This window comes from Pseudonocardia lutea (genome assembly GCF_042658055.1).
GTDB lineage: Bacteria > Actinomycetota > Actinomycetes > Mycobacteriales > Pseudonocardiaceae > Pseudonocardia > Pseudonocardia lutea.
This window is the reverse complement of the sequence record NZ_JBHSQK010000005.1, coordinates 234,589-259,876: the sequence shown is the minus strand read 5'-3', so window position 1 is coordinate 259,876 and position 25,288 is coordinate 234,589. Positions and strand designations below refer to the sequence as shown.

Below are 25,288 nucleotides of genomic sequence, written 5' to 3'. Positions count from 1 at the left end.
GGCCAGCCGGGCCCCTCGCACTCCGTGCCCCCGCGCGGGGCGCAGCAGCCCCCGGCGGCCGACCGCTCCCGCGGCGCGCAGCCGAACGCCCGGTCCGGCGCGACCACCGGCACCTCCACCGGCCCCTCGACCGGTACGTCCACCGGCCCCGGCACCCGCGTCGACACCACCGACCGCTCGCGCAGCCGCGGAGGACCGGGCACCCCGGCGACGGCGGCCACCCGGACCGGCCCGACCCCGGCGACCACCCGCACCGCTGCGGGCAGCGACGCGACCCGCCGCTCCGCCGTCCCGCGGGCCCGCAGCCGCCGCTCCCGCACGCGGGGCGACGTCGGCTGGTGGCAGACCCCGGACCCGAGGAAGGCGACCGCCACCGCCACGGGGCTCACCCCGGCATCCGAGGTCACCGGCCCGCAGGGGCCGCTCGCGCTGCTGCGCCGCCGACTCGGCGGCAGCTCCGCGCACCGCCGGCCGCTCACCCCGGCCCAGCGCACGGCGCAGCGGCGCCGGCGCGTGAAGTGGGGCGTGCTGGGCAGCCTCGCCGCGTTCGTCCTGCTGCCCCTGCTCGCCCTGGGACTCGGCTGGCTCGCCTTCTCCGTGCCGACCGCCGACGACGCCGTCAACAACCAGGTCGCCACCATCTCCTTCGCCGACGGCACCGACCTGACCCGGCTCGTCCCCGAGCAGGGCAACCGGACCAAGGTCACGGTCGACCAGATCCCGGTGCACGTCCGCGAGGCCGTGCTGTCGGCCGAGGACCGCAGCTTCTACTCCAACCCGGGCTTCGACCTGACCGGCATCCTGCGGGCGGTGTGGAACCAGCTGCAGGGCGGCGTCGGCGGCGGCTCCACGATCACCCAGCAGTACGTCAAGAACGCCCTGGTCGGCGACCAGGTCTCCTTGTGGCGCAAGTACAAGGAGCTGATCGTGTCGCTGAAGGTCAGCCAGGAGAAGTCGAAGGACGAGATCCTCACCGACTACCTCAACACGATCTACTTCGGCCGCGGCGCCTACGGGATCCAGTCGGCGAGCCAGGCCTACTTCGGCAAGGACGTCGGCCGGCTGACCGTGGCCGAGGGCGCGCTGCTGGCCGGGGTCATCCAGTCGCCGTCGCGCTGGGACCCGGCGATCGACCCGCAGAAGGCCGTGCAGCGCTGGGACTTCGTGATGGACGGCATGGTCGGCCAGGGCTGGCTCTCCCCCGGCGACCGCGCCGCCGCCACCTTCCCCGCCACCCAGCAGCGCAAGGCCGCACCCGGCAGCGGCTCGTACTCCGACAGCCGCGGGCACGTCGTCAACGCGGTGAAGGCGGAGCTGGACTCGCTGGGCATCACCGACCAGGAGATGGCGCAGGATGGCCTGCGGATCACGACCACGATCGACCCCGAGCGGCAGCGGCGCGCGGTCGAGGCCGCGCAGCGGACCCTCGCCGGGCAGCCGGACAACCTGCGCTCGGCCGTCGTCGCGATCGACCCGAGGACCGGTGGGGTGAGCGCCTACTACGGCGGGGAGAACGGCGTCGGGCTCGACTACGCCCGGGTGAGCAAGCAGCCCGGCTCGACGTTCAAGCCCTTCGTGGTGCTCGCCGCGCTCAGCCACGACCCGCCGATCGGGATCGGGACGACGTTCGACGGCAGCGAGCAGACCGGCCTGCGCAACGCCGACGGCGCCGACTGCCCGCGCTGCGACCTCAAGCAGGCCATGACGATCTCCAACAACGTCATCTTCACGAAGCTGGCGGCGAAGGTCGGGCCGGAGAACGTCGCCGCCGCCGCACGCGCCGCCGGTATCACCTCCCCGCTGGACAACCCGGACGCGCGGCTCGCGCTGGGCAACAAGGAGGTCACGCCGCTGGAGCTGGCGTCGGCCTACGCCACGATCGCCGACGGCGGCGTCTGGCACGCCCCGCACTTCATCTCCCGGGTCGTCACCGCGGACGACCGGGTGCTCTACGAGGCGCCGGAGCCCCAGGGCGAGCGCCGCTTCAGCGAGCAGGTCGCCCGCAACACGATCGAGGCCATGCTCGGCGTGGTCCCGAACGACGGCCTCGGCATCGGCCGGCCGGTCGCGGGCAAGACCGGCACGGTGCAGTCCCGGTTCGAGGGCGAGAACAACGACGCCTGGTTCTCCGGCTTCACCCCGGACCTGTCCACCGCGGTCTGGATCGGCACGGACATGAACTCGCCGATCCGGACGGCGTCGGGTACCCCGGTCGAGGGCAAGACCCTGCCGGGCGAGGTGTGGCAGACGTTCATGAAGCAGGCCGCCGAGGAGGAGCCGCGGCCCGAGGGCTTCGGCACCTACAAGCCGATCGGCGAACCGCCCTCGGACCTGCCGCCGAACGCCAGGCCCACGCCGACGCCGACCTCGAGCGCGCCGGCGAGCTCGTCGTCCGAGGTCCCGCCGCCCCCCGCGCCGGCCCCGGCGACCCCGACGACGGAGCCGCAACCCGGCAGCGACGCCCTGCCCGGCCGGGACGAGCCGCTGTTCCCGGGCGAGGACGGCGCGGCGACCCCCGACCCCGGCGCTCCGCCGACGGCCCAGCGCCAGGACTGCTCGATCACCCCCTGCGGCTGAGCGCCCCACCGCCGGCGGACGCTCCCGGACCCGCCGGGGCGCGGCTACCGTGGACCGCGTGAGCACCCCACGACGGTTCGTGGTCGACGCCTGGCCGGCGGACCGCAGCCTGGTGCTCTACGTGCCGGAGATCGAGGCCGCGACCTCGGTCCGGGACCTGCGCGACGCCGAGGCCGCCGCCCGCGACCTGATCGCCGTGCTCACCGGCCTGGACCCGGCCGGGATCGAGTGCGAGGTCCGGCTCTCCCGCCGCGCCCACACCTCCCCCTGGCGCTGACCCTCCCGGGGATCAGGCCCGGCACCGCACCGCCAGCACGACGACGTCGTCACCGGTGTCCGAGGTGGAGCCGGAGACCAGGTGGTCGCAGAAGGCCTCCAGGTTCAGGTGCGCCCCGGCCGCGGCGAGGGCGAGCAGCTCGCGGGCGGCGCGGTCGTCGACGTCGTCGCGGCGCTCGGCGAGCCCGTCGGTGTAGAGCACGAGGGTCTCCCCCGGCGCCAGCTCGACCTCCTGGTCGTGCCGCAGCCGGTCGGGGTCGACCCCCAGCACGACGTCGACCGCCCCGCACGCGTACCGGGCGGTGCCGTCGGCCCCGACCAGCAGCGGGACCGGGTGGCCCGCGCTCGACCAGCGGAAGACGCGCTGGTCGGCGCGCAGCAGCACGCGCCCGTGCAGCAGTGTGGTGAAGCGGGTGACGTCGAGCCGGGAGGCGACCCGATCCAGCCGGCGCAGCACGTCCGACGGGGCGCCGTCGCTGTCGAAGGCCAGCGCGCGGAGCATGCTGCGCAGCTGCCCCATGGTGGCGGCGGCGGCCAGGTCGTGCCCGGCGACGTCGCCGACGGCCAGCGCCAGGTCCCCGAAGGGCAGCCGGAACACGTCGTACCAGTCGCCCCCGACCTCGAGCTCCGCCGCCGCGGGCCGGTACCGGGCGGCGACCTCGATCCCGCCGATGCCGATCTCGGCCATCGCGGGCGGCTCGGTGAGCATGGACTCCTGCAGGGCCAGCGCCACCTGCCGGGTCTGCTGGAACCGCCGCCCGTGCTCGACGGCGGCCGACGCCCGCGCCGCCAGCTCCGTGACCAGCGCCAGGTCGTCCGCGGTGTATGGCACCCGTTCGCCGCAGCCGGCGAACAGCAGGCCGGCGATCACCCGGCCGCCCGAGATCACCGGGGCGACCAGCCGCGAGTTCATCCGGACCTCACGGGCCCACGCGTACATCTCCGGCGTGCCGGCCCAGTGCTCGACGTCCAGCGGGTCGAGCTCCAGCTCCGGTCGCCCGGTCCGCACCGAGCGGGCCAGCGGGTGGTCGGGCCCGAAGACGAACCGCGCGGCGCCGTCGCCGCCGATGTCGCCGGGAACCGGGGGCAACCCGGGCGCGGCCCGGGTGACCGAGCGGCGCCCGTGCACCGGACGACCGGGCTCGAGCGGCTGGGCCTCGTCGACGAGGTAGACCCGGCAGAGATCGGCGAACTCCGGCACCACGGCGTCGGCCAGGGCCAGCAGCTCGGTCTCCGGGTCGAGCGCCTTGTTCACCGCCAGGGTGGCCCCGGCCAGGACGTCGAGCCGGTGCCGGGAGCGGAGCTCGTCGTCGATGTCGGTCTCGGTGCCGACCCACTCGACGAGCCGCCCGCCCTCGCGCACCGGGACGGCCCGCGACCGGAACCACCGGTACCCGCCGCCGGCCGCGCGGAGCCGGTGCGTGTGCTCGAAGCTCGCGTCGTGGCCCGCCCGGGCCCGCACGACGGCGGCCTCCCACGCCCTGCGCTTGCTGCCGCGGTCCTCGGGGTGCAGGGCCTCGAGGAACCCCCAGCCGGCGTACTCGTGCGGGGCCTGCCCGGTGACGGCCCGGTAGCTCGGCGAGTCCTCGCGGGCGCTGCCGTCCGGCTCGCGGATCCACACCGCCGCCGAGGTGGCGTCGACCAGGCTGCGGTAGCGCCGCAGCAGTGACTCGCGGGCCGCCGCCAGCTCGGCCAGCTCGCGACGGGTGCGCTCGGCCTCGGTGATGTCGACGACGACCAGGCCGACGCCGAGCACGGAGCCGTCGCGGTCGTGGACCGGGTAGCAGTTGACCATCCAGGACTGCTCGGGGCCACGGCCGTGCCACAGCCGCCCGGTGAAGGGCGTCTCGGTGAGCGGCCGGTCCTCGTCGAGCACCCGGCGCAGCAGCGCGGCGATCCGGGCGCCCGTCTCGCCGTGCACCTCCTCGAGGGTCCGACCGACCCGGTCGTCGGCGGTGCCGCCGTCGATCGTGGTCACCGCGGAGTTCACCCGCCGGTACCGCAGGTCGCGGTCGAAGTACGCCAGCCCGACCGGCGCGTTCTGCCACAGCGCGTCGAGCAGCGAGAAGGCCTCCACGCCGGCGCGGGCGTCCGAGGCGTCCTGCAGGACCCCGACCACGGCGACCTCGCCCGACCCGGGTGCGGCGTGCAGGTAGAGGAGACGCCCGGTGGGCACCACCGCGGGCAGCGCGTCGCTCACCCGCCCGGAGCGGGCGCGGGCGAGCATGTCCCGGGCGGCGGCCAGGTCGACGGTCGCCTTGACGGGGTCGATGCCGTTGCGGCCCAGCACGGCCTCCGCGGACCAGCCCGTGAGCCGGGCGGCCTCGGCGCTCCAGAGGAGCACGGCGCCACGGGCGTCGAGCGCGAACAGCCCGACGGGCAGATCGGCGACGACGTCCGCCGCGAGCTCTGCCTGCGGGCCGTGCATCCGCGCATTATGGGGGCTCGCGTCGGCCGCGCGATACGGGCCACACTCGGCCGGTGCTTCGGACATACCGCCCGGCGGCCCGGTGACCCCGCTCGACCGGCTCCGCGCGCTCTGCCTGGCCCTGCCGGAGGTCACGGAGAAGGTCAGCCACGGCGAGCCGACCTGGTTCGTGCGCAGGTCCTTCGTGACCTACGCCGACCACCACCACGACGCCCGGCTCGCCTTCTGGTGCGCCGCCCCGCCCGGGGTGCAGGAGGAGCTGGTCGCGGCCGACCCGGAGCGGTTCTTCCGGCCGCCCTACGTGGGCACTCGCGGCTGGGTGGGCGTGCGGCTCGACGTCGAGGTCGACTGGGACGAGATCGCCGAGCTCGTCACGGACGCCTACCGGGCGGTGGCGCCGAAGAGGCTGATCACCCTCCTAGACTCGACGGGGTGAGCGAGCTCCCCCGGGTCGAGATCGACGGCCTCGCGTACGAGTACGAGGACGTTCCGGGCGCGGGCGCCCCGCTGCTCTTCCTGCACGAGGGGCTCGGCTCGGTCGGGCTGTGGCGCGGCTTCCACCGGCGGGTCGCCGAGGCGACGGGCCGGCGCGCGGTCGCGTACTCCCGGCTCGGCCACGGCTTCTCCGACCTGCCGCCCGCCAAGCGCACGATCCGCTTCGCGCACGAGGAGGCCGCGACCGTGGTCCCGGCCCTGGTCGAGGCGCTGGACCTCGGCGAGCCGGTCCTGGTGGGGCACAGCGACGGCGGGTCGATCGCCCTGCTCGCCGCGGCGGCCCTGCCGGTGTCCGGGCTCGTCGTGCTGGCCCCGCACGTGCTCGTCGAGGAAATCGGGCTGCGCGCGATCGAGGAGGCCAAGCGCGCCTTCGAGTCCGGCGACCTGGCCCGGCGGATGGCCCGGCACCACCGCGAGGCCGAGGTGTGCTTCCGCAACTGGAACGACGTGTGGCTCGACCCGGCCTTCCGCGACTGGGACCTGCGCCCGGAGCTCGCCGGGATCACCTGCCCCGTGCTGGGGATCCAGGGCGACGCCGATCCCTACGGCACTGCCGTGCACGTCGAGGCGGTCCGCGACGGCGCCCGGGGCACCACCGACCTGCTCCTGCTCCACGGCGGTCACGCCCCGCACCTCGAACGCCCCGCGTTGGTGGACGCGGCCGTCGCGGGCTGGCTCCGGGACCGGTGAGCGCTCCGCCGACCCTCGCCACCCGCGCGCGACACCACCCGGTCAGCCGCCCGGACCGGCGAGGAGGAGCCCGACGAGCTCGCGCCGGCTGCGGACGCCGGTCTTGTCGAACACCGACTTGAGGTGGTCCTGGACGGTGTGCGGGGAGAGGAACAGCGCGGCGGAGATCTCCCGGGTCGACCGCCCGCGCAGCACCAGCACGGCGATCTCCCTCTCGCGCGCCGTGAGCGCGTGCGCCGCCAGCCGCGCCACCGCCCCCGACGCCGGTCGGCTCGGGTCGAGGACCACGGAGACGACGCCACCGACGGGCCCCGTCAGCCGGGAGGCACTGAGACGCACCCATTCCCCGGTCCGCGTCCGCACCGTGGAGCCCAGCGGCGAGGGACCGCGGCCACGCTCCGCCGCCAGCAGCGCCGCCACCAGCGCCTGCACCGCCAGGGGCAGCTCCCCCGGCCCGCCGTCCAGCACCTCCGCCAGGGCCTCCGCCTCCGGCGTGCTCGCCACGAGCGCGAGGTCGTCGGACACGACCAGGACACCCGGCCGCTGCGGACCGGGCCGTGGGGCGGCACGCACCGTCGCGTCCCGGATCCCCGCGGCGACGTGGGGCCCGATCCGCGCGACCAGCTCGAGCTCCGCGGCGGTGAAACCCCGGCCGCCGTCCGCCCGGTGCAGGCAGAGGTAGCCCCAGCACTCGGTGCCGGCCACGAGCGCGGCCCGCAGCTCGTCGCCCAGCCCGAGCGGGCGCATGATCTCGCCGTACCGCGGGCTCGCGACGCGGTCCCCCCGCGTGGCGAGATCGAGGGTGGAGACGTGCCGGCGCGCGGTCGCCAGCGCGGCGAAGCGGTTCACGTCCGCCCCCGAGAACTCGTTCTCCAGGAACCGGGCGCTCGCGCCCGCCAGCGGCTCCTCCGCGTGGGCTCCCGTGAACAGCAGGGTCGCCGGGTCCGCCGTGGCGACGAACGCGGCGTCGACCGGCACGATGCGACGCAACGACCGCAGTACCCGCCCCCACAGGTCGGGCAGCGGCAGGCCCGCGTGACACTGCCGGACGAGGTCACGCTCGGCCTGCTCGCGGGGCACCGACCCGGGCATCGGGGCAGTGTCGACCCCCGCTGCCACCCGACGCCACCCCACCTTCCTGGGATGGGTTCCGGCCGGGTTCGGGCGGACCCTCCCGCCATGAGCACCGACACCGTCACCGACCGGCTCGCCCGCGCCAAGCAGCTCGTGGACGAGTTCGTCCAGGCCCTCTTCACGCGGGGCGAGCTCGACGCCGTCGACCGCTACCTCGCCCCGCAGTACGTCGACCACGACCCGCCGGTGCCGGACGCCCCGTCCGGCCGGGAGGCCCTGCGCCGCGCGGCGGCGATGTTCCGGGCCGCCTTCCCCGACTGGCACAGCGACCTCGAGCAGCTGGTGGCCGAGGGCGACGTCGTGGTCGAGCGGTTCACCGCCCGCGGCACGCACCGGGGCGAGTTCCTCGGCGTCCCGCCGACCGGCGGCCCGGTCGAGCTCGCGGGGATCAACATCTTCCGCATCGAGGACGACCTCATCGTCGAGCGGTGGGGCCGCCTGGACGAGCTGGGCCTGCTCCGCCGGCTCGGGCTGGTGCCCGCCGCCGTCAACGCGCCGACCAGCCCCTGATCGCGGTCGGGGTCAGCACCAGCAGCGGACCGCGCGGGCGGGCCTGCCGATAGGGCGGGTACTTCGCCTGCAGGGCGTCGAGCGCCCGCTCGCGCAACCCGCCGTGCTCGTGGACGGCGGCCGTGCCGTCCACCCGGACCCACCACAGCTGCGCCCAGTCGTCGGCGTACTCGTCGACGACGACGGCGGCCCGCGGGTCCCGCGCCACGTCCGCGAGCCGCGCCAGCCGCGGGCTGCGCTTGGGCTTCACCTCGTCGACGGCCGAGCAGACCAGACCGTCGACGAGCGCGAACGTGATCGGGACGAGCCGGGGCGTGCCGTCGGCGCGCAGCGTGGCGAGCCGGGCGACCGGGTGCGCCGCGAGCCGCTCGCGGCACGCGCGCTCGTCGAGGGACGGCACGCCGCGAACCTACTGCGCGAGCGGCACCTCGACCCGCGTCGACAGCAGCACGGCGTCCCGGGTGTCCCGGCGCTCGTGCTCGAGGAAGCTCGGGGCGGCGGCCAGGAACAGGGTGCGGCCGTCCTCGCCGCCGAGGGCGACGGCGTAGGTCTGCAGCTCGTCGAGGGTGATCTCGTCGAGGATCTCGCCGCCCTCGCGGACCCGGATCGCGCGGTGGTGATCGGCGTCGGCCACCCAGACGGCGCCCTCGGCGTCGGGCTCGGCGATCCCGTCCGGCACCACGGCCAGCCCGGGGAGCATCTCGCCGACGTTCCTGGTGGTGGGCAGGTCGCCGAAGCGGGCCCAGTCCCGCCGGCCGCCGAGCGAGCCGTCCGGCCGGATGTCGAAGGCGGACATCCGGTTGCCGAAGCTCTCCGCGACGATCAGCGTGTCGTCCCGGACCACCGTGCCGTTCGGGAAGTACACGCCGTCGGCCACGACCTCGGCCGACCCGTCCGGGTCGACCCGGACGACGACCGCGGTCGCCAGGTCCTCGCCCGCCATCAGGTCGAAGCCGAAGCACCCGACCCAGCAGCGTCCCTGCCGGTCGACCGCCATGTCGTTGAGCACCCCGCGGGCGAGGCCGCTCAGGTCCGCGTGGGTGACGAGGGTGCCGTCCTCCTCGCGGCGCAGGATCTTCTGGTCGCGCATGGACACGATCAGCACCCGGCCGTCGGGCAGCACCCCGGTCCCCGAGGGCTGGGCGGGCACGGTGGCCTCCACCCGCAGGTCGCTCCCGTCGGGCTCGGCGCTGAGCACCCGGTGGGTGTAGAAGTCGCTGACCCAGATCCGGCCCCCGCGCCAGCGCGGGCCCTCCAGGAACGACAGCTTCTCCAGCACGACGGTCGGCTCGGCCACGCGGCCCCCTCCGGTCCGGCCCCCGCTCCGGTGCAGGGGCGACCAGGCCAGTCTGGTCCGGCGAGGGCGGCGGGTCGAGACCGCCCGACGATCACGCCTCGTCGGTCAACGACCGCTGCCACAGCGCGGTGTCGAGGACCCGGCCGTGCTTGTGGCCGACCGCGCGCAGCACCCCGACCTCGCGGAACCCCGCCCGACGGTGCAGCGCGACCGACGCCGGGTTGCCCTCCGGGTCCGCGATCACCGCGACGACCTGCTCGAACCCGGCCGCGCGGCAGTCGTCGAGCAGGCGGCGGAGCAGCGCCCCGCCGAGGCCGCGGCCGCCGGCGCCGTCCTCGAGGTAGACGGTGTTCTCGACGGTCCGCCGGTAGGCCGGCTTGGCCCCCCGCCAGGGCGAGGCGTACGCGAACCCGGCGACCCGGCCGTCGACCTCGGCGACCAGGAACGGCAGCGCGCCCGCGGTGAGCGCGGCGAGCTTGGCCCGCCAGGTGTCCAGGTCGGGGACGTCCTCGTCGAACGTCGCGACCGTGCGCGCGACGTACGGGGCGTAGACCGCCGCGACGGCGGGCAGGTCGTCGAGGGTGGCGGGCCGGACGGGTCGATCCACGGCCCCCATCATCGCCGCTCGGCGGCCGGCCGGACCCAGCTGGGCCCGGGGCGGAACACCCGCGGGCCCGGTACGGTTGAGCGAGGTAGTTGCGAGCTCAAACAGATGCCCGCCGAAGCCGGAGGTACCGATGCCCGCCGTCACCGTCGCCGACGTCACCGCACTGCCACGCGTCCCCGAGCCCGGACCGACCGACCTCGACCGCGGCGTCCGGTCGATCACCACGGCTCCCCGCGGGTACGAGGGCGAGGGCTTCCCCGTCCGGCGCGCCTTCCAGGGGGTCGACCTGCGCGATCTCGACCCCTTCCTGCACATGGACCAGATGGGCGAGGTGGAGTACGCGCCGGGCGAGCCCAAGGGCACCTCCTGGCACCCGCACCGCGGCTTCGAGACCGTCACCTACATCATCGACGGCGCCTTCGAGCACCAGGACAGCCACGGCGGCGGCGGGAACATCACCAACGGCGACACCCAGTGGATGACGGCGGGCGGCGGGCTGCTGCACATCGAGCGGCCGCCGGAGGCGCTGGTCGCGAGCGGCGGGCTGTTCCACGGCCTGCAGCTGTGGGTCAACCTGCCCAAGGCCGACAAGTGGCTCGAGCCGAGGTACCAGGACCTGCGGGCCCGCGAGGCCGCGCTGCTCACCACGCCCGACGGCGGCGCCCTGATCCGGGTGATCGCCGGCGAGCTGGCCGGGCACTCCGGCCCCGGGTCGACCTACACGCCCATGGCGATGATGCACGCGACGGTCTCGCCGGGTGCCCGGATGCGGCTGCCGTGGCGGCGCGACTTCAACGCCCTGGTCTACGTGCTCTCCGGCGCCGGGACCGTCGGAAGGGACGACCGGCCGATCCGCGAGGGACAGCTCGCGCTGTTCGGGCCGGGCGACCTGATCACGGTGACCGGGAACCGCGGGCAGGACTCGCGCACCCCGGCGCTCGACGTCGTGCTCCTCGGTGGGCGGCCGATCCGCGAGCCCGTCGCCTGGGGCGGGCCGTTCGTGATGAACACCCGCGCCGAGGTGCTGCAGGCCTTCGAGGACTACCAGAAGGGGAAGCTCGGCGTGATCCCCGCCTCGTACGTGCCGCACGGATCCCTGGGAGGATCGTCGGCATGACCGATCCCATGATCCTCGACGTCGCCGAGTGGTCGAGATACGAGGTCCACGTCGACGGGAAGCTCGCGGGTTTCGCGAACTACCGCGCCGAGCCCGGGCGGATCACCTTCACGCACACCGAGGTCGACTCGATGTACGAGGGCCAGGGCCTGGGCGGCAGGCTCGCCCGCTTCGCGCTGGACGACGCCCGCAAGCGTGGCCTCGCGGTGTACCCGAACTGCCCCTTCATCCGGGGCTGGATCGAGAAGCACCCCGACTACGTCGACCTCGTCCCCGCCGAGGCGCGCCCGGAGTACACCCTGTAGGTCTCCCCCGCGAGTCGGCACTTTCCGGCCACCGAGTCGCACCTGTCCGGAGCCCGGGATGTGCGAGTCGGTGTCCCGGAAGTGCCGACTCGCGCGGGGTGGTCGTGCGGGGGTGCGGAAGTGTCGGTGGAGCCTCGTAGCCTGATCCCGTGCTGGTCGTCCACGCCCTCTGGTCCCCCGCCCGGGGCGTCGTGCTCTGGGCGGAGGACGGTGAGCGCCCGGCCACCACCTCGCGGCGCTCGCTGCGCAGCGCGCGGCCGCACCCGTTCGCGATGCCGGCGTCGCAGCTGGCCGGGATCCACCCGGGCAAGCAGACGTCGGTCACGCTGCTGCTGCCCTCCCGCGCGAGCGGGCCCGTGGAGTCGCCCGAGCTGGTGCGCCGGAGACCGCCCGGGCGGAGGTCGGCCGAGCTGTCCCTGACCCCCTGGTCGGTGCCGGCCGTCGTCGTGGAGCCGAACGAGCTCGCCGACCCGGCCGAGGACGTCCGGTACGGCGCCTCCGTCGCGCACCTGCGGGCCCTCGCCGCGTTCGCGGACGATCTCGCCGCCCGCGGGCGCGTCCTGCCCACCCTGCGCCCGGGGCCGGAGGCGCGCTGGCGGCCCGTCGTGCAGGGCCTCGACGCGGTGGCCCGCCGCGCCCTGGTCGAGGCGCTGCCGCCGGTGGCCCGCGCCGAGCAGCGGCGCTCGGGCGACACCGCGGGCCACTCCCCCGAGCTGCTGGTCGACGCGGCGCTGGACGCCCTGGTCGACGCCGCGGTCCGCGAGCGCCTCGCCCGGGCGGACGCCCCCGTCTCCCTCGTGCCGCCGCGCCGGGGCCGCGCACCGAAGGCGCTGCCCGCCACGGAGGCCTGGCTCGCGGCCCTCGCCGGACCGGACCCGCGGTTCGAGTCCGCGGAGCGCGAGCTCGCCACGCTGGCCGACGCGCTCGGCTCCTGGGACGCGGTCACCACCGAGGAGACCGGGCCGGCCCGCGCCACCTTCCGCCTGTCCGAGATCAGCACCCTGCACGATCCCGCCGACCCCGGGGAGGACCCGCTCGACCAGACCGGGGACGGCACCCGCTGGGTCCTGGGGTTCCAGCTGCAGTCGACCGAGGACCCCAGCCTCCTCGTCCCGGCCGGGGACGTGTGGGCTGGCCGCGCCGACCGCCTGATCACCTCGGCGCAGGAACTGCTGCTGGCCGAGCTGGGTCGCGCCGCGCTCGTGTACCCGCCGCTCACCGGCGCGCTGCGCCAGGCCCGGCCCGAGGAGCTCGACCTCGAGCTCGACGAGACCCACCGCTTCCTCACCGAGGACGCGGCGCGCCTGCTCGCGGCCGGGTTCGGCGTGCAGCTCCCGGCCGGGTGGAACGGGCGGCGCCCGCTGGGGCTGCGGCTGTCGGTGTCCTCGCCGCCGGCCCCGGGCGTCGTCACCCGCGGGGGGCTCGGCCGGGAGGAGCTCGCGAAGTTCCGCTGGACGCTCGCCGCCGGGGACGAGGAGCTCGACGAGGAGGAGATCGCCGCGCTGGTCGCGGCCAAGGCCAAGCTCGTGCGGATCCGCGGTCAGTGGGTCAGCGTCGACGCGGAGGCCCTGGCCCGCGGCCTGGAGTTCCTGCGCCGGCACAACGGGCGCCGCGACACCGGCACGGTGGCCGACGCGCTGGCGCTCGCGCAGGGCGCGGTGGACACCCCGCTGCCGATCACCTCGGTCGCCGCCGAGGGCTGGATCGGCGAGCTGCTCGGCGGCACGGCCGACCGCACCCTCGAGCCGCTGGACCCGCCGGCGGGGTTCCGCGCCGAGCTGCGGCCCTACCAGAAGCGGGGGCTGTCCTGGCTGGCGTTCCTGTCGTCGCTCGGCCTGGGCGCCTGCCTGGCGGACGACATGGGCCTGGGCAAGACGATCCAGCTCCTGGCGCTCGAGGCGCGGGAGCGCTCGGCGGAGGTGACGCACGCGGGAACGGCGCCCGGCCCCACCCTGATCCTCTGCCCGATGTCGCTGGTGGGCACCTGGCAGCGGGAGGCGGCGCGGTTCGCCCCGGACCTGCGGGTGCACGCCCACCACGGGCCCACCCGCCCACGGGGCGAGGCGCTGCGGGAGCGGTTGGCGGACACGGACATCGTGGTCACCACCTACGGCACCGCTGGCCGGGACATCGAGGAGCTGGAGTCGCTGCCCTGGCACCGGCTGGTGCTCGACGAGGCGCAGGCGATCAAGAACAGCAACGCGGCACCGTCGAAGGCGGCCCGGCGGATCGTCGCCGGGCACCGGATCGCGTTGACCGGCACGCCGATGGAGAACCGCCTCGCCGAGCTGTGGTCGATCATGGACTTCCTCAACCCGGGCATGCTCGGCACCCCGGAGCGCTTCCGGCAGCGGTTCTCGGTGCCGATCGAGCGGCACGGCTCCCCGGAGGCCGCGGAGACGTTGCGCCGGATCACCCGGCCGTACCTGCTGCGCCGGCTGAAGACCGACCCCACCGTGATCGACGACCTGCCGGAGAAGATCGAGATCCGGCAGGAGTACCACCTCACGCGGGAGCAGGCCTCCCTCTACCGCACGATCGTCGACGACATGATGGAGAAGATCGAGGACTCGACCGGCATCCAGCGGCGGGGCAACGTCCTGGCCGCGATGGCCAAGCTCAAGCAGGTCTGCAACCACCCGGCCCAGCTGCTGCACGACGGCTCACCGATCGGCAAGCGCTCGGGCAAGGTCGCGCGGCTCGAGGAGCTGCTGGCCGAGATCCTGGCCGAGGGCGACAGGGTGCTGCTGTTCTCCCAGTTCACCGAGTTCGCCTCCATGCTGGTGCCGCACCTGTCCGCCCGCTTCGACCAGGAGGTGCTGCACCTGCACGGCGGGACCCCGAAGAAGCAGCGGGACGCGATGGTCGAGCGCTTCCAGTCCGCCGACGGACCGTCGATCTTCCTGCTGTCGCTCAAGGCGGGCGGGACGGGGCTCACGCTCACCGCCGCGAACCACGTGGTGCACCTGGACCGCTGGTGGAACCCGGCGGTCGAGGAGCAGGCCACGGACCGGGCGTTCCGGATCGGCCAGGGCCGCACGGTCCAGGTGCGGAAATTCGTCTGCCCGGGCACGGTCGAGGAGCGGATCGACGCGCTGATCGAGTCGAAGAAGGCGTTGTCGGACATGGTGATCAGCGACGGCGAGGGTTGGCTCACCGAGCTGTCCACCGGCGAGCTGCGCTCGGTCTTCGCCCTGGGCGCGGAGGCGGTGGCGGACGAATGAGTGACCAGCCCTTCTGGGCGCAGGAGGACCATCCGAAGCGCCCGCTGCGGGTGGAGAACGGGATCCAGATCCACTCGACGCGCGGCACCGTCGCGCGCACGTGGTGGTCCAAGCGGTTCCTCGCCGTGCTGGAGTCGCTCGGCGTCGGCGGGCGGCTGCACCGCGGCCGCAGCTACGCACGCTCGGGGCAGATCGTGTCCTGCGAGGTCGACGCGGGCGCCGTCGTCGCGCTGGTGCAGGGCACCCGGCCCACCCCGTACAAGGTCCGCATCGGGATCCCCGCCTGGGGCAAGCAGGAGTGGTCGCGGGCGGAGCAGGCCCTCGCCGACGACGCCTGGTACACGGCCACGCTGCTGGCCGGCGGGATGCCGACGGAGATCGAGGAGCTGTTCGCCGGGCTCGGCCTGGCGCTCTTCCCCACCTCGCAGCGCGACCTCGCGATGGACTGCACCTGCCCGGACGGCACCGTTCCGTGCAAGCACCTCGCCGCCGTGTTCTACCTGCTCGCGGAGCGGTTCGACGCGGACCCGTTCGAGGTCCTGGCCCTGCGCGGGCGGGACCGGGAGACCCTGCTCGCGAACCTGCGCCGCCGCCGCGGGAGCACGGCGGCGCCCGAACCCGTCGCCGAGGAGGCGGCGCGACCCCTCGGCGAGCTGCTCGACGCGTTCTACGCCGCGGGCGAGCTCGACCTCACCCGGTTCACCCCGGCCGAGCCGGAGCCGGGCGCGCTGCTCGACCAGGTGCCCGAGCTGCCGATCGAGGTGCGCGGGCACAAGGTGCGCGACCTGCTGCGCCCGGCCTACCGGCAGCTGGGCGAATAGCACCCCTCGAGAAGCGCCCTACGGAACCATAAGGCGCTCAACCACCGCGCCAGAACACATGATGGTTCCTCAACGCTTCCTGAACCGGCTCAGAGCGCATCAAGGTTCCATAGCGCGTTCTAAACCCGGGCGGAACCGCATTATGGTTCCATAATGCGCCCTGAAACCGGGTGACAGCGCATCATGGTTCCACAACGCGCTTCGGGGCCAAGCGAAAGCGCATTATGGTTCCATAAGGCGTTGTGGAGCCGAGCGAGAGCACATCATGGTTCCACAATGCGGTCGGGGGTCCGTACGGCCCGGGGCGGGGTCAGCTCGCCGCGGCGGCCTTCTTCCGCCTCGGGCGCCGGGCCGGCGCCGAGGGTGCGACCAGGTCCTTGAGGAACAGGCCCGTGTAGCTGCCCTCGGTGCCCGCCACCTCCTCGGGCGTGCCCTGCGCGACCACGGTGCCGCCGCCCGAGCCGCCCTCGGGGCCCATGTCGATCACCCAGTCCGACGTCTTGATGACGTCGAGGTTGTGCTCGATGACGACGACCGTGTTGCCCTTGTCGACCAGGCCGTTGATCACCATCAGCAGTTTGCGGATGTCCTCGAAGTGCAGGCCGGTGGTCGGCTCGTCGAGGATGTAGATCGTGCGGCCGTTGGACCGCTTCTGCAGCTCGCTGGCGAGCTTCACGCGCTGCGCCTCGCCACCGGACAGCGTCGGCGCCGGCTGCCCGAGCCGGACGTAGCCCAGCCCGACGTCCACCAGGGTGGTGAGGTACCGGCTGATCGAGGTGATCGGCGCGAAGAACTCCGCGGCCTCCTCGATCGGCATGTCCAGCACGTCGGCCACGGTCTTGCCCTTGTAGTGCACCTCGAGGGTCTCCCGGTTGTACCGGGCGCCCTTGCAGACCTCGCACGGGACGTACACGTCGGGCAGGAAGTTCATCTCGATCTTGATCGTGCCGTCCCCGGAGCACGCCTCGCAGCGCCCGCCCTTGACGTTGAACGAGAAGCGCCCGGCCTGGTAGCCGCGCACCTTTGCCTCGGTGGTCGACGCGAACAACGTGCGGATCTTGTCCCACACGCCGGTGTACGTGGCCGGGTTGGACCGCGGGGTGCGCCCGATCGGCGACTGGTCGACCCGCACGAGCTTGTCCAGCTGCTCGATCCCGGTGATCCGGGTGTGCCGGCCAGGCACCTGACGGGCGCCGTTGAGCTTGTTCGCCAGCACCGTCGCCAGGATGTCGTTGATCAACGTGGACTTGCCGGAGCCGGACACACCGGTGATCGAGACGAGCCCGCCGAGCGGGATGTCGACGTCGATCCCGCGCAGGTTGTGCTCGCGCGCGCCGACGATCGTGAGCCTGCGCTCCGGGTCCAGCGTGCGCCGCACGTCCGGCACCGGGATGCTCCGCCGGCCCGACAGGTACGCGCCGGTCAGCGAGGTGTCGTGCGCCTCGAGCTCGGCCACCGGGCCGGAGTGCACGACCTCGCCGCCGTGCTCACCCGCGCCCGGACCGATGTCGACCGCCCAGTCCGCGGCCCGGATGGTGTCCTCGTCGTGCTCCACGACGATCAGCGTGTTGCCCAGCTCCTTGAGCCGGGTCAGCGTGTCGATCAGCCGGCGGTTGTCCCGCTGGTGCAGGCCGATCGACGGCTCGTCGAGCACGTAGAGCACGCCGACGAGGCCGGAGCCGATCTGCGTGGCCAGCCGGATGCGCTGCGCCTCGCCGCCGGAGAGCGTGCCCGCGGCGCGGTCCAGCGACAGGTAGTCCAGCCCGACGTCGAGCAGGAAGCCCAGCCGGGCCTGGATCTCCTTGAGCACCCGGCCGGCGATCATCGCCTGCCGCTGGTCGAGCACCATGCCGTCGAGGAACTCGGCGCACTCGGCCACCGACATCGCCGACACCTCGGCGATCGAGCGGTCGCCCTGCTCGCGGTGCGCCAGTGTGACCGCCAGGACCTCGGGCTTGAGCCGCGCGCCCTTGCACGCCGGGCACGGCACGTCCCGCATGTAGCCCTCGTACCGCTCGCGCTGCGACTCGGACTCGGTCTGGTCCAGCCGGCGTTCGAGGAACGGGATCACGCCCTCGAAGTTGGCGTAGTAGGCGCGCTCGCGGCCGTACCGGTTCCGGTACCGGACGTGCACCTGGTCCTCGCTGCCGTGCAGCACCGCCTTCTGCGCCTCGGCGGGCAGCTTGCGCCACGGCGTGTCCATCCGGAACCCGACGCTCTTGGCCAGCCCGGACAGCAGCCGGCCGAAGTACTCGGCGGTGTGCCCGGTGTTCCACGGCGCCACCGCCCCGTCGGCCAGGCTGAGCTCGGGGTCGGGGATGACGAGCTCCGGGTCGACCTCCTTCTTGATGCCGATTCCGGAGCACTCGGGACACGCGCCGTAGGGCGAGTTGAAGGAGAACGTGCGGGGCTCGAGATCGTCGAGCGTGAGCGGGTGCCCGTTGGGGCAGGCCATCCGCTCGGAGAAGCGGCGCTCCCGGTGCGGGTGCTCGTCGTCGAGGTCGACGAAGTCCAGCACCACCAGCCCGTCCGCCAGGCGCAGCGCGGTCTCCACCGAGTCGGTCAGCCGCTGCTTGGCGCTCGGCTTGACCGACAGCCGGTCGACGACCACGGAGATGTCGTGCTTCTCCTGCTTCTTCAGCGTGGGCGGGTTGCTCAGCTGGTGCACCGTGCCGTCGACCAGGACGCGGGAGTAGCCCTGGCCCTGCAGGGTGGCGAAGAGGTCGACGAACTCGCCCTTGCGGGTGCGGACGACCGGGGCCAGCACCTGGAAGCGGCTGCCCTCCTCCATCGCCAGCACCTGGTCGACGATCTGTTGCGGGGTCTGCTTCTCGATGACCTCGCCGCACACCGGGCAGTGCGGCACGCCGGCCCGGGCGTAGAGCAGGCGCAGGTAGTCGTAGACCTCGGTGATCGTGCCGACCGTGGAGCGCGGGTTGCGGTTCGTGGACTTCTGGTCGATCGAGACCGCGGGCGAGAGGCCCTCGATGAAGTCGACGTCCGGCTTGTCCATCTGCCCGAGGAACTGCCGGGCGTACGCCGAGAGCGACTCGACGTACCGCCGCTGGCCCTCGGCGAAGATCGTGTCGAACGCGAGGCTCGACTTGCCGGAACCGGACAGGCCGGTAAAGACGACGAGGCTGTCCCGCGGCAGGTCGAGATCGACCCCGCGCAGGTTGTGCTCGCGCGCGCCGCGCACGACCAGCCGGGGAGCGTCGTGCGAGGTGCGGACCTGTGCCACGAGGGCGCCTCCTTACGGGTCACCGGGGATCGGCGGGCCCGGTCCGCGGCAGACCGGGGACCCGCGATCGATGCTAGGCCGGGGGTCCGACGGAAATCGTGCGCACCCGTCCGGTCCGGGGGTCCCGGTCGGCGGGTGCGCNCGCGCCGGCGAGCGCCGGGCGACCGTCCGTCGCCCCTGCCACCGCACGCGCCACGGCCGCCGACCGGACCCCGTTCGGCCACCCGGCTCAACGCCGCGGACCGCCCGGTGCTTCCCGGCGGCGCCCGCCGGACCAGGTGACCACTGTCGCACACATGTTCGACGGCGGGACGGCCACCCCTGGTGCGCGCTTCCGGCTGCCGCGCCTCGGTGACGGTGGCGACCCGCCGGCGGACCAGATGCGGGCTCGGGTGCCGGCGACGGATCGGCTGGCGGGCCTGGTGCGCGCCGAGCGACTCGGTCGGCACACCCGAAGAACCGCGGCACACCCGGTCGACGGGGTGTGCGGCGGGTCTTCCGGGTGTGCCACCGGACCGGAGGTGGTGTGTGACGTCCGAACGGGTGTGCCGAGCGAGGGGCGCTGGGAGGCGCAGTCGGCGCGCGGCAGCACGGCAGCACGGCAGCACGGCAGCACGGAGAGCGACGGCGCGGTGGGCGGCCTCACACCCTCCCGGAGCCCCGCACACCCGTTCCTGCCCCGTGCCACACCGGGATGGAGCGCGGGACATCCGGTCGACGGCCTGTGGGATGCCCGGGCGGGTGTGCCACCCGCCACTGCGCCCGCAGATCGGCGCGAGGCAGGCGAGCAGCCGTCCGGAGCGCTCATCGGCCGCCGCCCCCACTCACACACCCGCCCAGGGCCTGACACACCCGGTCGACCGGCTGTGCGGCCGTCGGAACGGGTGTGCCGGACGGCCGGAACGGGTGTGCCGAGCGGCCGGAGCAGGGTGCCGAGCGCCCGGAGCGGATTTCCGGCACGCGAGTGAGTGCGCCTCCCGCAGGCCGACCCCGCTCGGCGGCCACGGAGGGACCGATCACGCGGTGCACGCAGGCGCCGCACCTTCCCGAGCGCGTCGGAGGGCTCGCGATTGCGGGCGCCCGGCGGAACGCCCGGCCTACCAGCCCCGCTCGCGCCACTCCTTCAGCGAGGGGCGCTCCCTGCCGAGGGTGGTGTCGTCGCCGTGGCCCGGGTAGACCCAGGTGTCGTCGGGGAGCTCGCCGAAAACCCGCGACTCGAGGTCGTCCATCAGCGAGGCGAAGTCCTCGGCCGACCAGGTCTTGCCCGGCCCACCCGGGAACAGGGAGTCGCCGGTGAACAGGTGCGGGCGGTCGGGGCCGCGGTAGAGCAGCGCGATCGAGCCCGGCGTGTGCCCCCGCAGGTGGATGACCTCGAGGGAGATCCGGCCGAACTCGACCGTGTCGCCGTGCGAGACGAGCTCGTCCATCGGGATCGGCAGCTCCGGCGCGTCGAGCGGGTGCGCGATCTGCCGGGTCTGGAACATCCCCGCGACCGCGCCCAGCGCCTGCCAGTGGTCCTGGTGGCGGTGCGTGGTGACGAGGTGTCGCAGCTCGGGCCGGCCGTCCCCGGCCCCGACCAGGTCCGCGATCCGCTCCGGCTCGTTCGCCGCGTCGACGAGCAGGGCCTCGTTCGTGGCGGTGCAGGTCAGCAGGTAGGCGTTGTTGTCCATCGGGCCGACGGACACCTTGTTGATCGTGAGCGGGCCCAGGCTCCGCCGGATCGCCGCGCCGCCGGGGTCGGTGTGCCCGCTGTACTCGTCCAGGACGTCCACGCGCGCAGCCTAGTGCCAGTGCGGTGCCCTCGGCGCCCGCGCGCCGGCCCGGCGGATCCGTCACCCTCCCGGCGGGAAGATCCGCGGGAAGCTGTTCACCGCGTCCTGCACGAGCAGGTACCCGTACACCACGAGCGCGATGAACAGCAGGCTCGCGAGCGAGGTCAGCACGTACGCGACGATCCGCAGCACGGTGAGGGCCCGGCCGTCGCCCCGCGTGGGCAGGCGCTGGCCCCGCGGCGGGGTGTGCGCGGGCGACGGTCGCGGCGCGGACGCCCACCCGGCGCGCGCGGCCTGCTCGCCCACCGTCGTCGCCGGGCCGGCCGACACCGGCTCACCCGCGGCGCCCCGCTGGTACGGGACCGGGGGCTTCTGCCCGACGGCCCGGAAACCGCCGCTCCCGCTGCCCGACGCCCTGTGCGTGCTCACCCGTCGAACCCCCTGCCCCGCGCTCCCCCGCCTGTCCGGCCAGTGTGGTCGGTGGAACCACGGTTGGTCACCCCGGTGGCGGGCGTCCACCCGTTCGTGGGACACCGGGTGCGGCCGGACGTCTGCGCTGCGTGGAGGGCCGGTCAGCGGCGGTGGACCAGGTCCAGGATCCCCGTCACGAGCAGGTAGCCGCCGAGCGCGCCGAAGAACAGGACGGTGATCGGCCGGCGGCGGGCCCGGACCCAGGCGACCAGCCGCTCGAGCAGCTCCCGCGCGAGGTGCGGGCGGTGCACGGCGAGCACGAGCGCGACGATCGCGGTGCTGAACCAGATCGCGTCGTAGACGAGGACCTGGAGCAGGCCGTCGACGATGTCCGACGCCGCGGCGACGATCGCGTTGAGCGCGGCGAGGTAGGTCAGGCCGGGCAGGTGCGTGAGGACCCCGGCCCCGGCGGCGCCGGGCACGGTGAGTCCCTGGAGCCGGCGCTGCATCCAGGTCGGCTCGTCCGGCCGCCGCTCCCCGTGGCGGCTCAGCGGCCACGGCGAGGGGAGGCGGGCCCAGGCCGCGACCGCGTAGGCGAGCGCGGCCAGGCCGAGGACGAGGTCGAGGACCGGCCGGCTCGTCGTCGTCGCGGTGCGGGCGTTGAGACCCTGCAGCAGCACGACGACCAGGGCCCCGACGGCGAGGGCGAACGCGAGCCCCGCCACCAGGTAGGCCGTGAGCAGCCGGCGCGGGTCGCGGCTCGCCAGGATCGCGAACAGCGCGGCGAGCGCGGTAGGGCGGACCACCGCGGACAACGCGAGCAGCAGCGCCTCGGTACTCACGGGTGGGAACTCACGACCGGGTGCGGCACGGGCGGCGGTCGGTCAGCCGCGGGCGCGGGCGGCCCCGCGGCTCACGGCGTGACCCGCGGGTCACTGCGTCCCGGCGGGACGGGCGGCGGGTCGGGCGGTGCCGAGCGCCCGGACGCCTCCACCGCCTCGGTCGACCCCAGCGGCCCGGGCGCCTCCGACGACGACCCCGGCGGCCCGGACGGCTCGGGCCGTTCCGCGGGCCCCGGTGCGCCGGCCGCGGCGGGCTGCGGGTGCCGGCGGGCCCTGCGCTCCGCCCGTCCGGCCTTGCGGGCCTCCTTCCGCGCCGCCTTCGCGGCCTCGTCGGCGGCCGCGTCCTCCGCCTCCTTCGGAGTGGACCGCAGCCACGCGTCCGCCCACCGCGCCTTGGGGTCGATGTCCACCAGCAGGGCCTTGACCAGCAGGGTCAGCGGGATCGCGAGGATCGCGCCGAGCGGACCGAGCAGCCACGCCCAGAAGAACAGCGCCACGAACGTCACCGTGATCGACAGACCCACCGCGTCGCCGATGAACCGCGGCTGGATGAGCGACTGGACGACGAAGTTCAGCGCGCAGTAGACGACCACGACCAGGATCGCGAGCTGCGGACCCCCGACGAAGAGGCCCAGCAGGGCGGGCGGGATCACGCCGATGACGAACCCGATGTTGGGGATGTAGTTGGTGACGAACGCCAGCAGGCCCCAGGTGACGGCGAGCGGGATGCCCATCAGGGCGAGGGCGATCGAGTCGAGCACGGCGACGATGAAGCCGAAGACCGTGGTGACCAGCAGGTACTGCCGGGTGCCCCACGCGAAGTGGCCCAACGCCTCGATGACCCCCGGCCGGTCGGACGCGATGGACGCCAACCGGTGCCGGACGCCCCCTGCCTCCACGGTCAGGAAGAGCAGCAACGCGAGCAGGAACACGAGGTTCGACGCGAGCCCGGCGACGCTGTCCAGGAGCGTGCCCAGGAGCCCGGCGAGCTTGCCGATGTCGAGCGAGCTCGCCGCCTGCTTCAGCTGGTCGGGTCCCACCCCGGCCTTCGCGAGCGCGGCGGTCAGGGATCCGACCAGCCCGTCGGCCTGCGACGCGTACTTGGGGAGCTCGGTCGCCAGCCGCGCGATCGAGGCGAGGATCCCGAGGGCGAGCACGATGAGCACCGCGTAGACCAGTACGACCATCACCAGGGTCGACGCCCACGCCGGCCAGCCCTTGCGCTGCAGCCGGCCCTGCACCGGCTGCACGGCGATCACGATGACCAGCGCCATGAACGCCGGCGCGAGCAGCCACGCGATCGCCTGGATGCCCGCCACCACCACGACGACCGCCGCGGCCCCGAGAAGGACGACGAGCGCGCGGGGCAGCCCACGGTCGCGGAGCCGCGACCCGTTCGTCGGCAGGTCGTCCGGGGATCGGGCGGGGGGTGGCACCGGAGTCGTCACGCGGCGACGCTAGGTCCGGCCGGGGGACCCGGCCTCACCCGCCGCGGGCGAACGGGCGCCTCCCCCCGGACGCTCCCGGTGGCCAGGGCGCTGGTCGGGGTGGTGGGGCGGTGAGGGCGCGGTGGTCAGGACACGGGTACGGCTCCCCGGCGCGGGGGCTCGGCGGCGCGCCACGCCCNCGCCACGCCCCGGCCCCCGCGCCGGCGGCCGCCCGCGCCTGCGCCCACTTCAACTTGGCGAGGTCCGTGGGCGGCAGCTCCGCCCGGTGCATCCAGCTGCGGGCCGCTTTCACGGCGGCCGCCCCGGCCAGCAGCGACCCGCCCAGACCGGCCAGGGCGCCCACGGCCAGCAGGACCACGGCCCCGATCAGCAGCCCCTGGTCGAGGTCCTCCCACGACGGGTCCGTCCGACGCTCGCTCATCCCGGTCTCCTCGTCTCTCCACGATCGGTGGTCCGGTGGCAGGGTGGCGCCGCCCCGCCGCCGTCACCTCACCCGGCCGGAATGACCGCCACGGGACGCCCCGTTGGGCCGGTCGGGTGGACGTGATCACTCGTCCGCCCCGGGCACCGACACGCCCCGTACGCTCGGGTGACGGCCGTCGGTGGCCGTGTCTCCTCTGGGCGGTCGCAGCGTCGGGACGTGCAGTGGGCCCCCTGTGCGTGAGAGGAACGGATGGAGAAGCGCCCGCCGTGGTCCCGCACGCTCCGCCGCATCCTGCTCGGGATCGCCCGGACGGGCGTCGTCCTGCTCGCCGTCGTGGTCCTCGCCGCCACCGGCTACGTCTGGACCGTGTCCCGGACCTTCGCCGCGGACCTCACGACCAGCTCGGTCCTTCTCGCCCGGGCCGGCACCGGGGCGGCGCCCGCCGCGTCGGCCGCCACGACGCGCAGCTACACCGCGCTGCTGGTCGGGCTGGACAGCCGTACGGACGCGCAGGGCGAGCCCCTCCCACCGGACCTGCTGGCCCGGATCCACGCCGGCGACGACGGCGGTCAGCTGCACACCGACACGATCATGCTGGTCCGCGTCGCGGCGGACCAGCGCTCCCCCGTCGTCACCGTCTCCTTCCCGCGCGACTCCTACGTCCCGCTGGCCGACGGCAGCGGCCGACACAAGATCAACTCGGCCTACGGTCGCGCGTACCGGGCCGCGGAGGAGCGGTTGAAGGCGCAGGGCGTGACGGGTGCCGAGCTCGACCGGCGGAGCCGGGAGGCGGGCCGGGCCAACCTGGTCGCGACGGTCGAGGCCGTCTCGGGGACGACCGTCGACCACTACGCGGAGCTCAACCTGGCCGGGTTCGTCGAGCTCACGAGCACGCTCGGCGGGGTCGACGTCTGCCTCAACCGGCCCGTGGACGACCGGGCGTACTCCGGGGTGGACCTGCCCGCCGGACCGCAGACCGTCAGCGGCGCCGCGGCGCTGGCGTTCGTGCGCCAGCGGCACGGGCTCGACGGCGGCGACCTCGACCGGATCACCCGCCAGCAGGCGTTCCTCGCCGGGCTGGCCCATCGGGTCCTCGCCGCGGGCACCCTCGCCGACCCGGCCACCGTGGCCGGCCTGCTCGCGGTGGTGAGCCGGCACGTCGTCGTCGACTCCGGGTGGGACCTGCGGCAGCTCGTGGGCCGGCTGGGCGGGCTCGCGGGCGGTGACGTCGTGTTCCGGACCGTGCCCACGCTCCGGCCGGACCTGTGGACGCCCGTCGACGGCGTGGCGGTCGAGGTCGACGACGAGCAGGTCCGGGACTTCGTGCACACCGTGCTGTTCACCGACCCGCGCGCCGAGGACACCGCCGCGGACACCACCTCGGCGGACGCGTCGCGGCCCCGGACCGGGGGCTCGACGACGACGCCGGCGCCCGCCACACCGGCCACCCCGACCACGCAGGTAGTGGCGGGCTCGCCGACCTCCGCGGTCGCGCCGCCGGAGGACCCGTGGCAGCAGCGCCCCCTGATCGACGCCGCGGCGGTCCCCTGCGTGAACTGATCAGCCCGGCGCGTCCCGCTCGATCCGGGTCGCGCGGTCCCGGATCCGGTCCGGCGACCAGGTCGCGACCTCGCGCAGCTGCTCGACCAGGGCGATCTCGACGGCGGCG

The 25,288-nt window shown here is 74.6% G+C and carries 20 protein-coding genes; 10 read left to right on the top strand and 10 right to left on the bottom strand.

What is annotated here, in order from left to right:
- Positions 1-2,577 (top strand): transglycosylase domain-containing protein (locus tag ACFQH9_RS02475; RefSeq protein WP_379563709.1); only part of this gene is annotated, 2,577 nt, incomplete at its 5' end.
- Between the two features lie 58 nt (positions 2,578-2,635).
- Positions 2,636-2,854, top strand: coding sequence for a hypothetical protein (locus ACFQH9_RS02470; RefSeq protein ID WP_379563707.1), 219 nt, complete (start codon positions 2,636-2,638; stop codon positions 2,852-2,854).
- A 12-nt stretch (positions 2,855-2,866) separates the two neighbouring features.
- Here ACFQH9_RS02470 and ACFQH9_RS02465 read toward each other — a convergent pair whose 3' ends face one another.
- Positions 2,867-5,281, bottom strand: coding sequence for a SpoIIE family protein phosphatase (locus tag ACFQH9_RS02465; RefSeq protein WP_379563705.1), 2,415 nt, complete (start codon positions 5,279-5,281; stop codon positions 2,867-2,869).
- A gap of 82 nt (positions 5,282-5,363) precedes the next feature.
- Here ACFQH9_RS02465 and ACFQH9_RS02460 point away from each other — a divergent pair, with 82 nt between their 5' ends.
- Entirely contained in the window at positions 5,364-5,717 is a 354-nt protein-coding gene (locus ACFQH9_RS02460; RefSeq protein ID WP_379563703.1) for an MmcQ/YjbR family DNA-binding protein, read from the top strand.
- On the top strand, positions 5,714-6,466 hold the full coding sequence (locus ACFQH9_RS02455; protein ID WP_379563701.1) for an alpha/beta fold hydrolase: 753 nt from the start codon (positions 5,714-5,716) through the stop codon (positions 6,464-6,466). The genes ACFQH9_RS02460 and ACFQH9_RS02455 overlap by 4 nt, the downstream gene beginning before the upstream one ends.
- A 42-nt stretch (positions 6,467-6,508) precedes the next feature.
- Here ACFQH9_RS02455 and ACFQH9_RS02450 read toward each other — a convergent pair whose 3' ends face one another.
- A complete protein-coding gene (locus ACFQH9_RS02450; protein ID WP_379563699.1) occupies positions 6,509-7,558 on the bottom strand; it encodes a LuxR C-terminal-related transcriptional regulator in 1,050 nt (349 codons plus the stop codon).
- Between the two features lie 87 nt (positions 7,559-7,645).
- Between ACFQH9_RS02450 and ACFQH9_RS02445 the strand changes: the two genes are divergently transcribed.
- Positions 7,646-8,110 (top strand): ester cyclase, encoded by a 465-nt coding sequence (locus ACFQH9_RS02445; protein WP_379563697.1) that lies wholly within the window; start codon positions 7,646-7,648, stop codon positions 8,108-8,110.
- On the opposite strand, the gene ACFQH9_RS02440 is transcribed toward ACFQH9_RS02445, so the two are convergent.
- The 3 genes from ACFQH9_RS02440 to ACFQH9_RS02430 all read right to left on the bottom strand — a co-directional run bounded on the left by ACFQH9_RS02440 (position 8,088) and on the right by ACFQH9_RS02430 (position 10,014).
- Positions 8,088-8,510: a TIGR03668 family PPOX class F420-dependent oxidoreductase gene (locus tag ACFQH9_RS02440; RefSeq protein ID WP_379563695.1), complete on the bottom strand. Its 423-nt coding sequence runs from the start codon at positions 8,508-8,510 to the stop codon at positions 8,088-8,090. The genes ACFQH9_RS02445 and ACFQH9_RS02440 overlap by 23 nt on opposite strands.
- Positions 8,511-8,519: 9 nt before the next feature.
- Entirely contained in the window at positions 8,520-9,407 is an 888-nt protein-coding gene (locus tag ACFQH9_RS02435; protein WP_379563693.1) for an SMP-30/gluconolactonase/LRE family protein, read from the bottom strand.
- A 91-nt stretch (positions 9,408-9,498) separates the two neighbouring features.
- Positions 9,499-10,014, bottom strand: a complete 516-nt coding sequence (locus ACFQH9_RS02430; protein WP_379563691.1) for a GNAT family N-acetyltransferase — start codon at positions 10,012-10,014, stop codon at positions 9,499-9,501.
- A 130-nt stretch (positions 10,015-10,144) separates the two neighbouring features.
- On the opposite strand from ACFQH9_RS02430, the gene ACFQH9_RS02425 reads away from it, so the two are divergent.
- The 4 genes from ACFQH9_RS02425 to ACFQH9_RS02410 all read left to right on the top strand — a co-directional run bounded on the left by ACFQH9_RS02425 (position 10,145) and on the right by ACFQH9_RS02410 (position 15,481).
- Positions 10,145-11,131, top strand: a complete 987-nt coding sequence (locus ACFQH9_RS02425; RefSeq protein WP_379563689.1) for a pirin family protein — start codon at positions 10,145-10,147, stop codon at positions 11,129-11,131.
- Positions 11,128-11,436: a GNAT family N-acetyltransferase gene (locus ACFQH9_RS02420; protein WP_379563687.1), complete on the top strand. Its 309-nt coding sequence runs from the start codon at positions 11,128-11,130 to the stop codon at positions 11,434-11,436. The genes ACFQH9_RS02425 and ACFQH9_RS02420 overlap by 4 nt, the downstream gene beginning before the upstream one ends.
- A gap of 149 nt (positions 11,437-11,585) precedes the next feature.
- The gene (locus tag ACFQH9_RS02415; protein WP_379563685.1) at positions 11,586-14,660 is read left to right on the top strand and encodes a DEAD/DEAH box helicase; all 3,075 of its coding nucleotides are present in this window, start codon (positions 11,586-11,588) and stop codon (positions 14,658-14,660) included.
- On the top strand, positions 14,657-15,481 hold the full coding sequence (locus ACFQH9_RS02410; protein ID WP_379563683.1) for an SWIM zinc finger family protein: 825 nt from the start codon (positions 14,657-14,659) through the stop codon (positions 15,479-15,481). The genes ACFQH9_RS02415 and ACFQH9_RS02410 overlap by 4 nt, the downstream gene beginning before the upstream one ends.
- A gap of 310 nt (positions 15,482-15,791) precedes the next feature.
- On the opposite strand, the gene uvrA is transcribed toward ACFQH9_RS02410, so the two are convergent.
- The 5 genes from uvrA to ACFQH9_RS02385 form a co-directional block, all read right to left on the bottom strand.
- Entirely contained in the window at positions 15,792-18,722 is a 2,931-nt protein-coding gene (gene uvrA / locus ACFQH9_RS02405; RefSeq protein ID WP_379563681.1) for an excinuclease ABC subunit UvrA, read from the bottom strand.
- A 1,097-nt stretch (positions 18,723-19,819) separates the two neighbouring features.
- Entirely contained in the window at positions 19,820-20,494 is a 675-nt protein-coding gene (locus tag ACFQH9_RS02400; RefSeq protein ID WP_379563679.1) for an MBL fold metallo-hydrolase, read from the bottom strand.
- A 60-nt stretch (positions 20,495-20,554) separates the two neighbouring features.
- Positions 20,555-20,923: a hypothetical protein gene (locus tag ACFQH9_RS02395; protein WP_379563677.1), complete on the bottom strand. Its 369-nt coding sequence runs from the start codon at positions 20,921-20,923 to the stop codon at positions 20,555-20,557.
- A 143-nt stretch (positions 20,924-21,066) separates the two neighbouring features.
- A complete protein-coding gene (locus tag ACFQH9_RS02390) occupies positions 21,067-21,747 on the bottom strand; it encodes a GAP family protein (protein WP_379563675.1) in 681 nt (226 codons plus the stop codon).
- Positions 21,748-21,818: 71 nt separating this feature from the next.
- On the bottom strand, positions 21,819-23,195 hold the full coding sequence (locus ACFQH9_RS02385; protein WP_379563673.1) for an AI-2E family transporter: 1,377 nt from the start codon (positions 23,193-23,195) through the stop codon (positions 21,819-21,821).
- A gap of 673 nt (positions 23,196-23,868) precedes the next feature.
- Between ACFQH9_RS02385 and ACFQH9_RS02380 the strand changes: the two genes are divergently transcribed.
- Positions 23,869-25,179 carry an LCP family protein gene (locus ACFQH9_RS02380; protein ID WP_379563671.1) on the top strand — a complete coding sequence of 437 codons (1,311 nt, stop codon included), beginning with the start codon at positions 23,869-23,871 and terminating at the stop codon, positions 25,177-25,179.
- The last annotated feature ends 109 nt before the right edge of the window (positions 25,180-25,288 follow it).

Excerpts from the sequence above, each read along its gene's own strand:
- ACFQH9_RS02420 (WP_379563687.1), top strand. The coding sequence starts at position 11,128 with ATGACCGATCCCATGATCCTCGACGTCGCCGAGTGGTCGAGATACGAG.
- ACFQH9_RS02410 (WP_379563683.1), top strand. The coding sequence starts at position 14,657 with ATGAGTGACCAGCCCTTCTGGGCGCAGGAGGACCATCCGAAGCGCCCG.
- ACFQH9_RS02465 (WP_379563705.1), bottom strand. The coding sequence starts at position 5,281 with ATGCACGGCCCGCAGGCAGAGCTCGCGGCGGACGTCGTCGCCGATCTG.
- ACFQH9_RS02425 (WP_379563689.1), top strand. The coding sequence starts at position 10,145 with ATGCCCGCCGTCACCGTCGCCGACGTCACCGCACTGCCACGCGTCCCC.
- ACFQH9_RS02380 (WP_379563671.1), top strand. The coding sequence starts at position 23,869 with ATGGAGAAGCGCCCGCCGTGGTCCCGCACGCTCCGCCGCATCCTGCTC.
- ACFQH9_RS02450 (WP_379563699.1), bottom strand. The coding sequence starts at position 7,558 with ATGCCCGGGTCGGTGCCCCGCGAGCAGGCCGAGCGTGACCTCGTCCGG.
- ACFQH9_RS02445 (WP_379563697.1), top strand. The coding sequence starts at position 7,646 with ATGAGCACCGACACCGTCACCGACCGGCTCGCCCGCGCCAAGCAGCTC.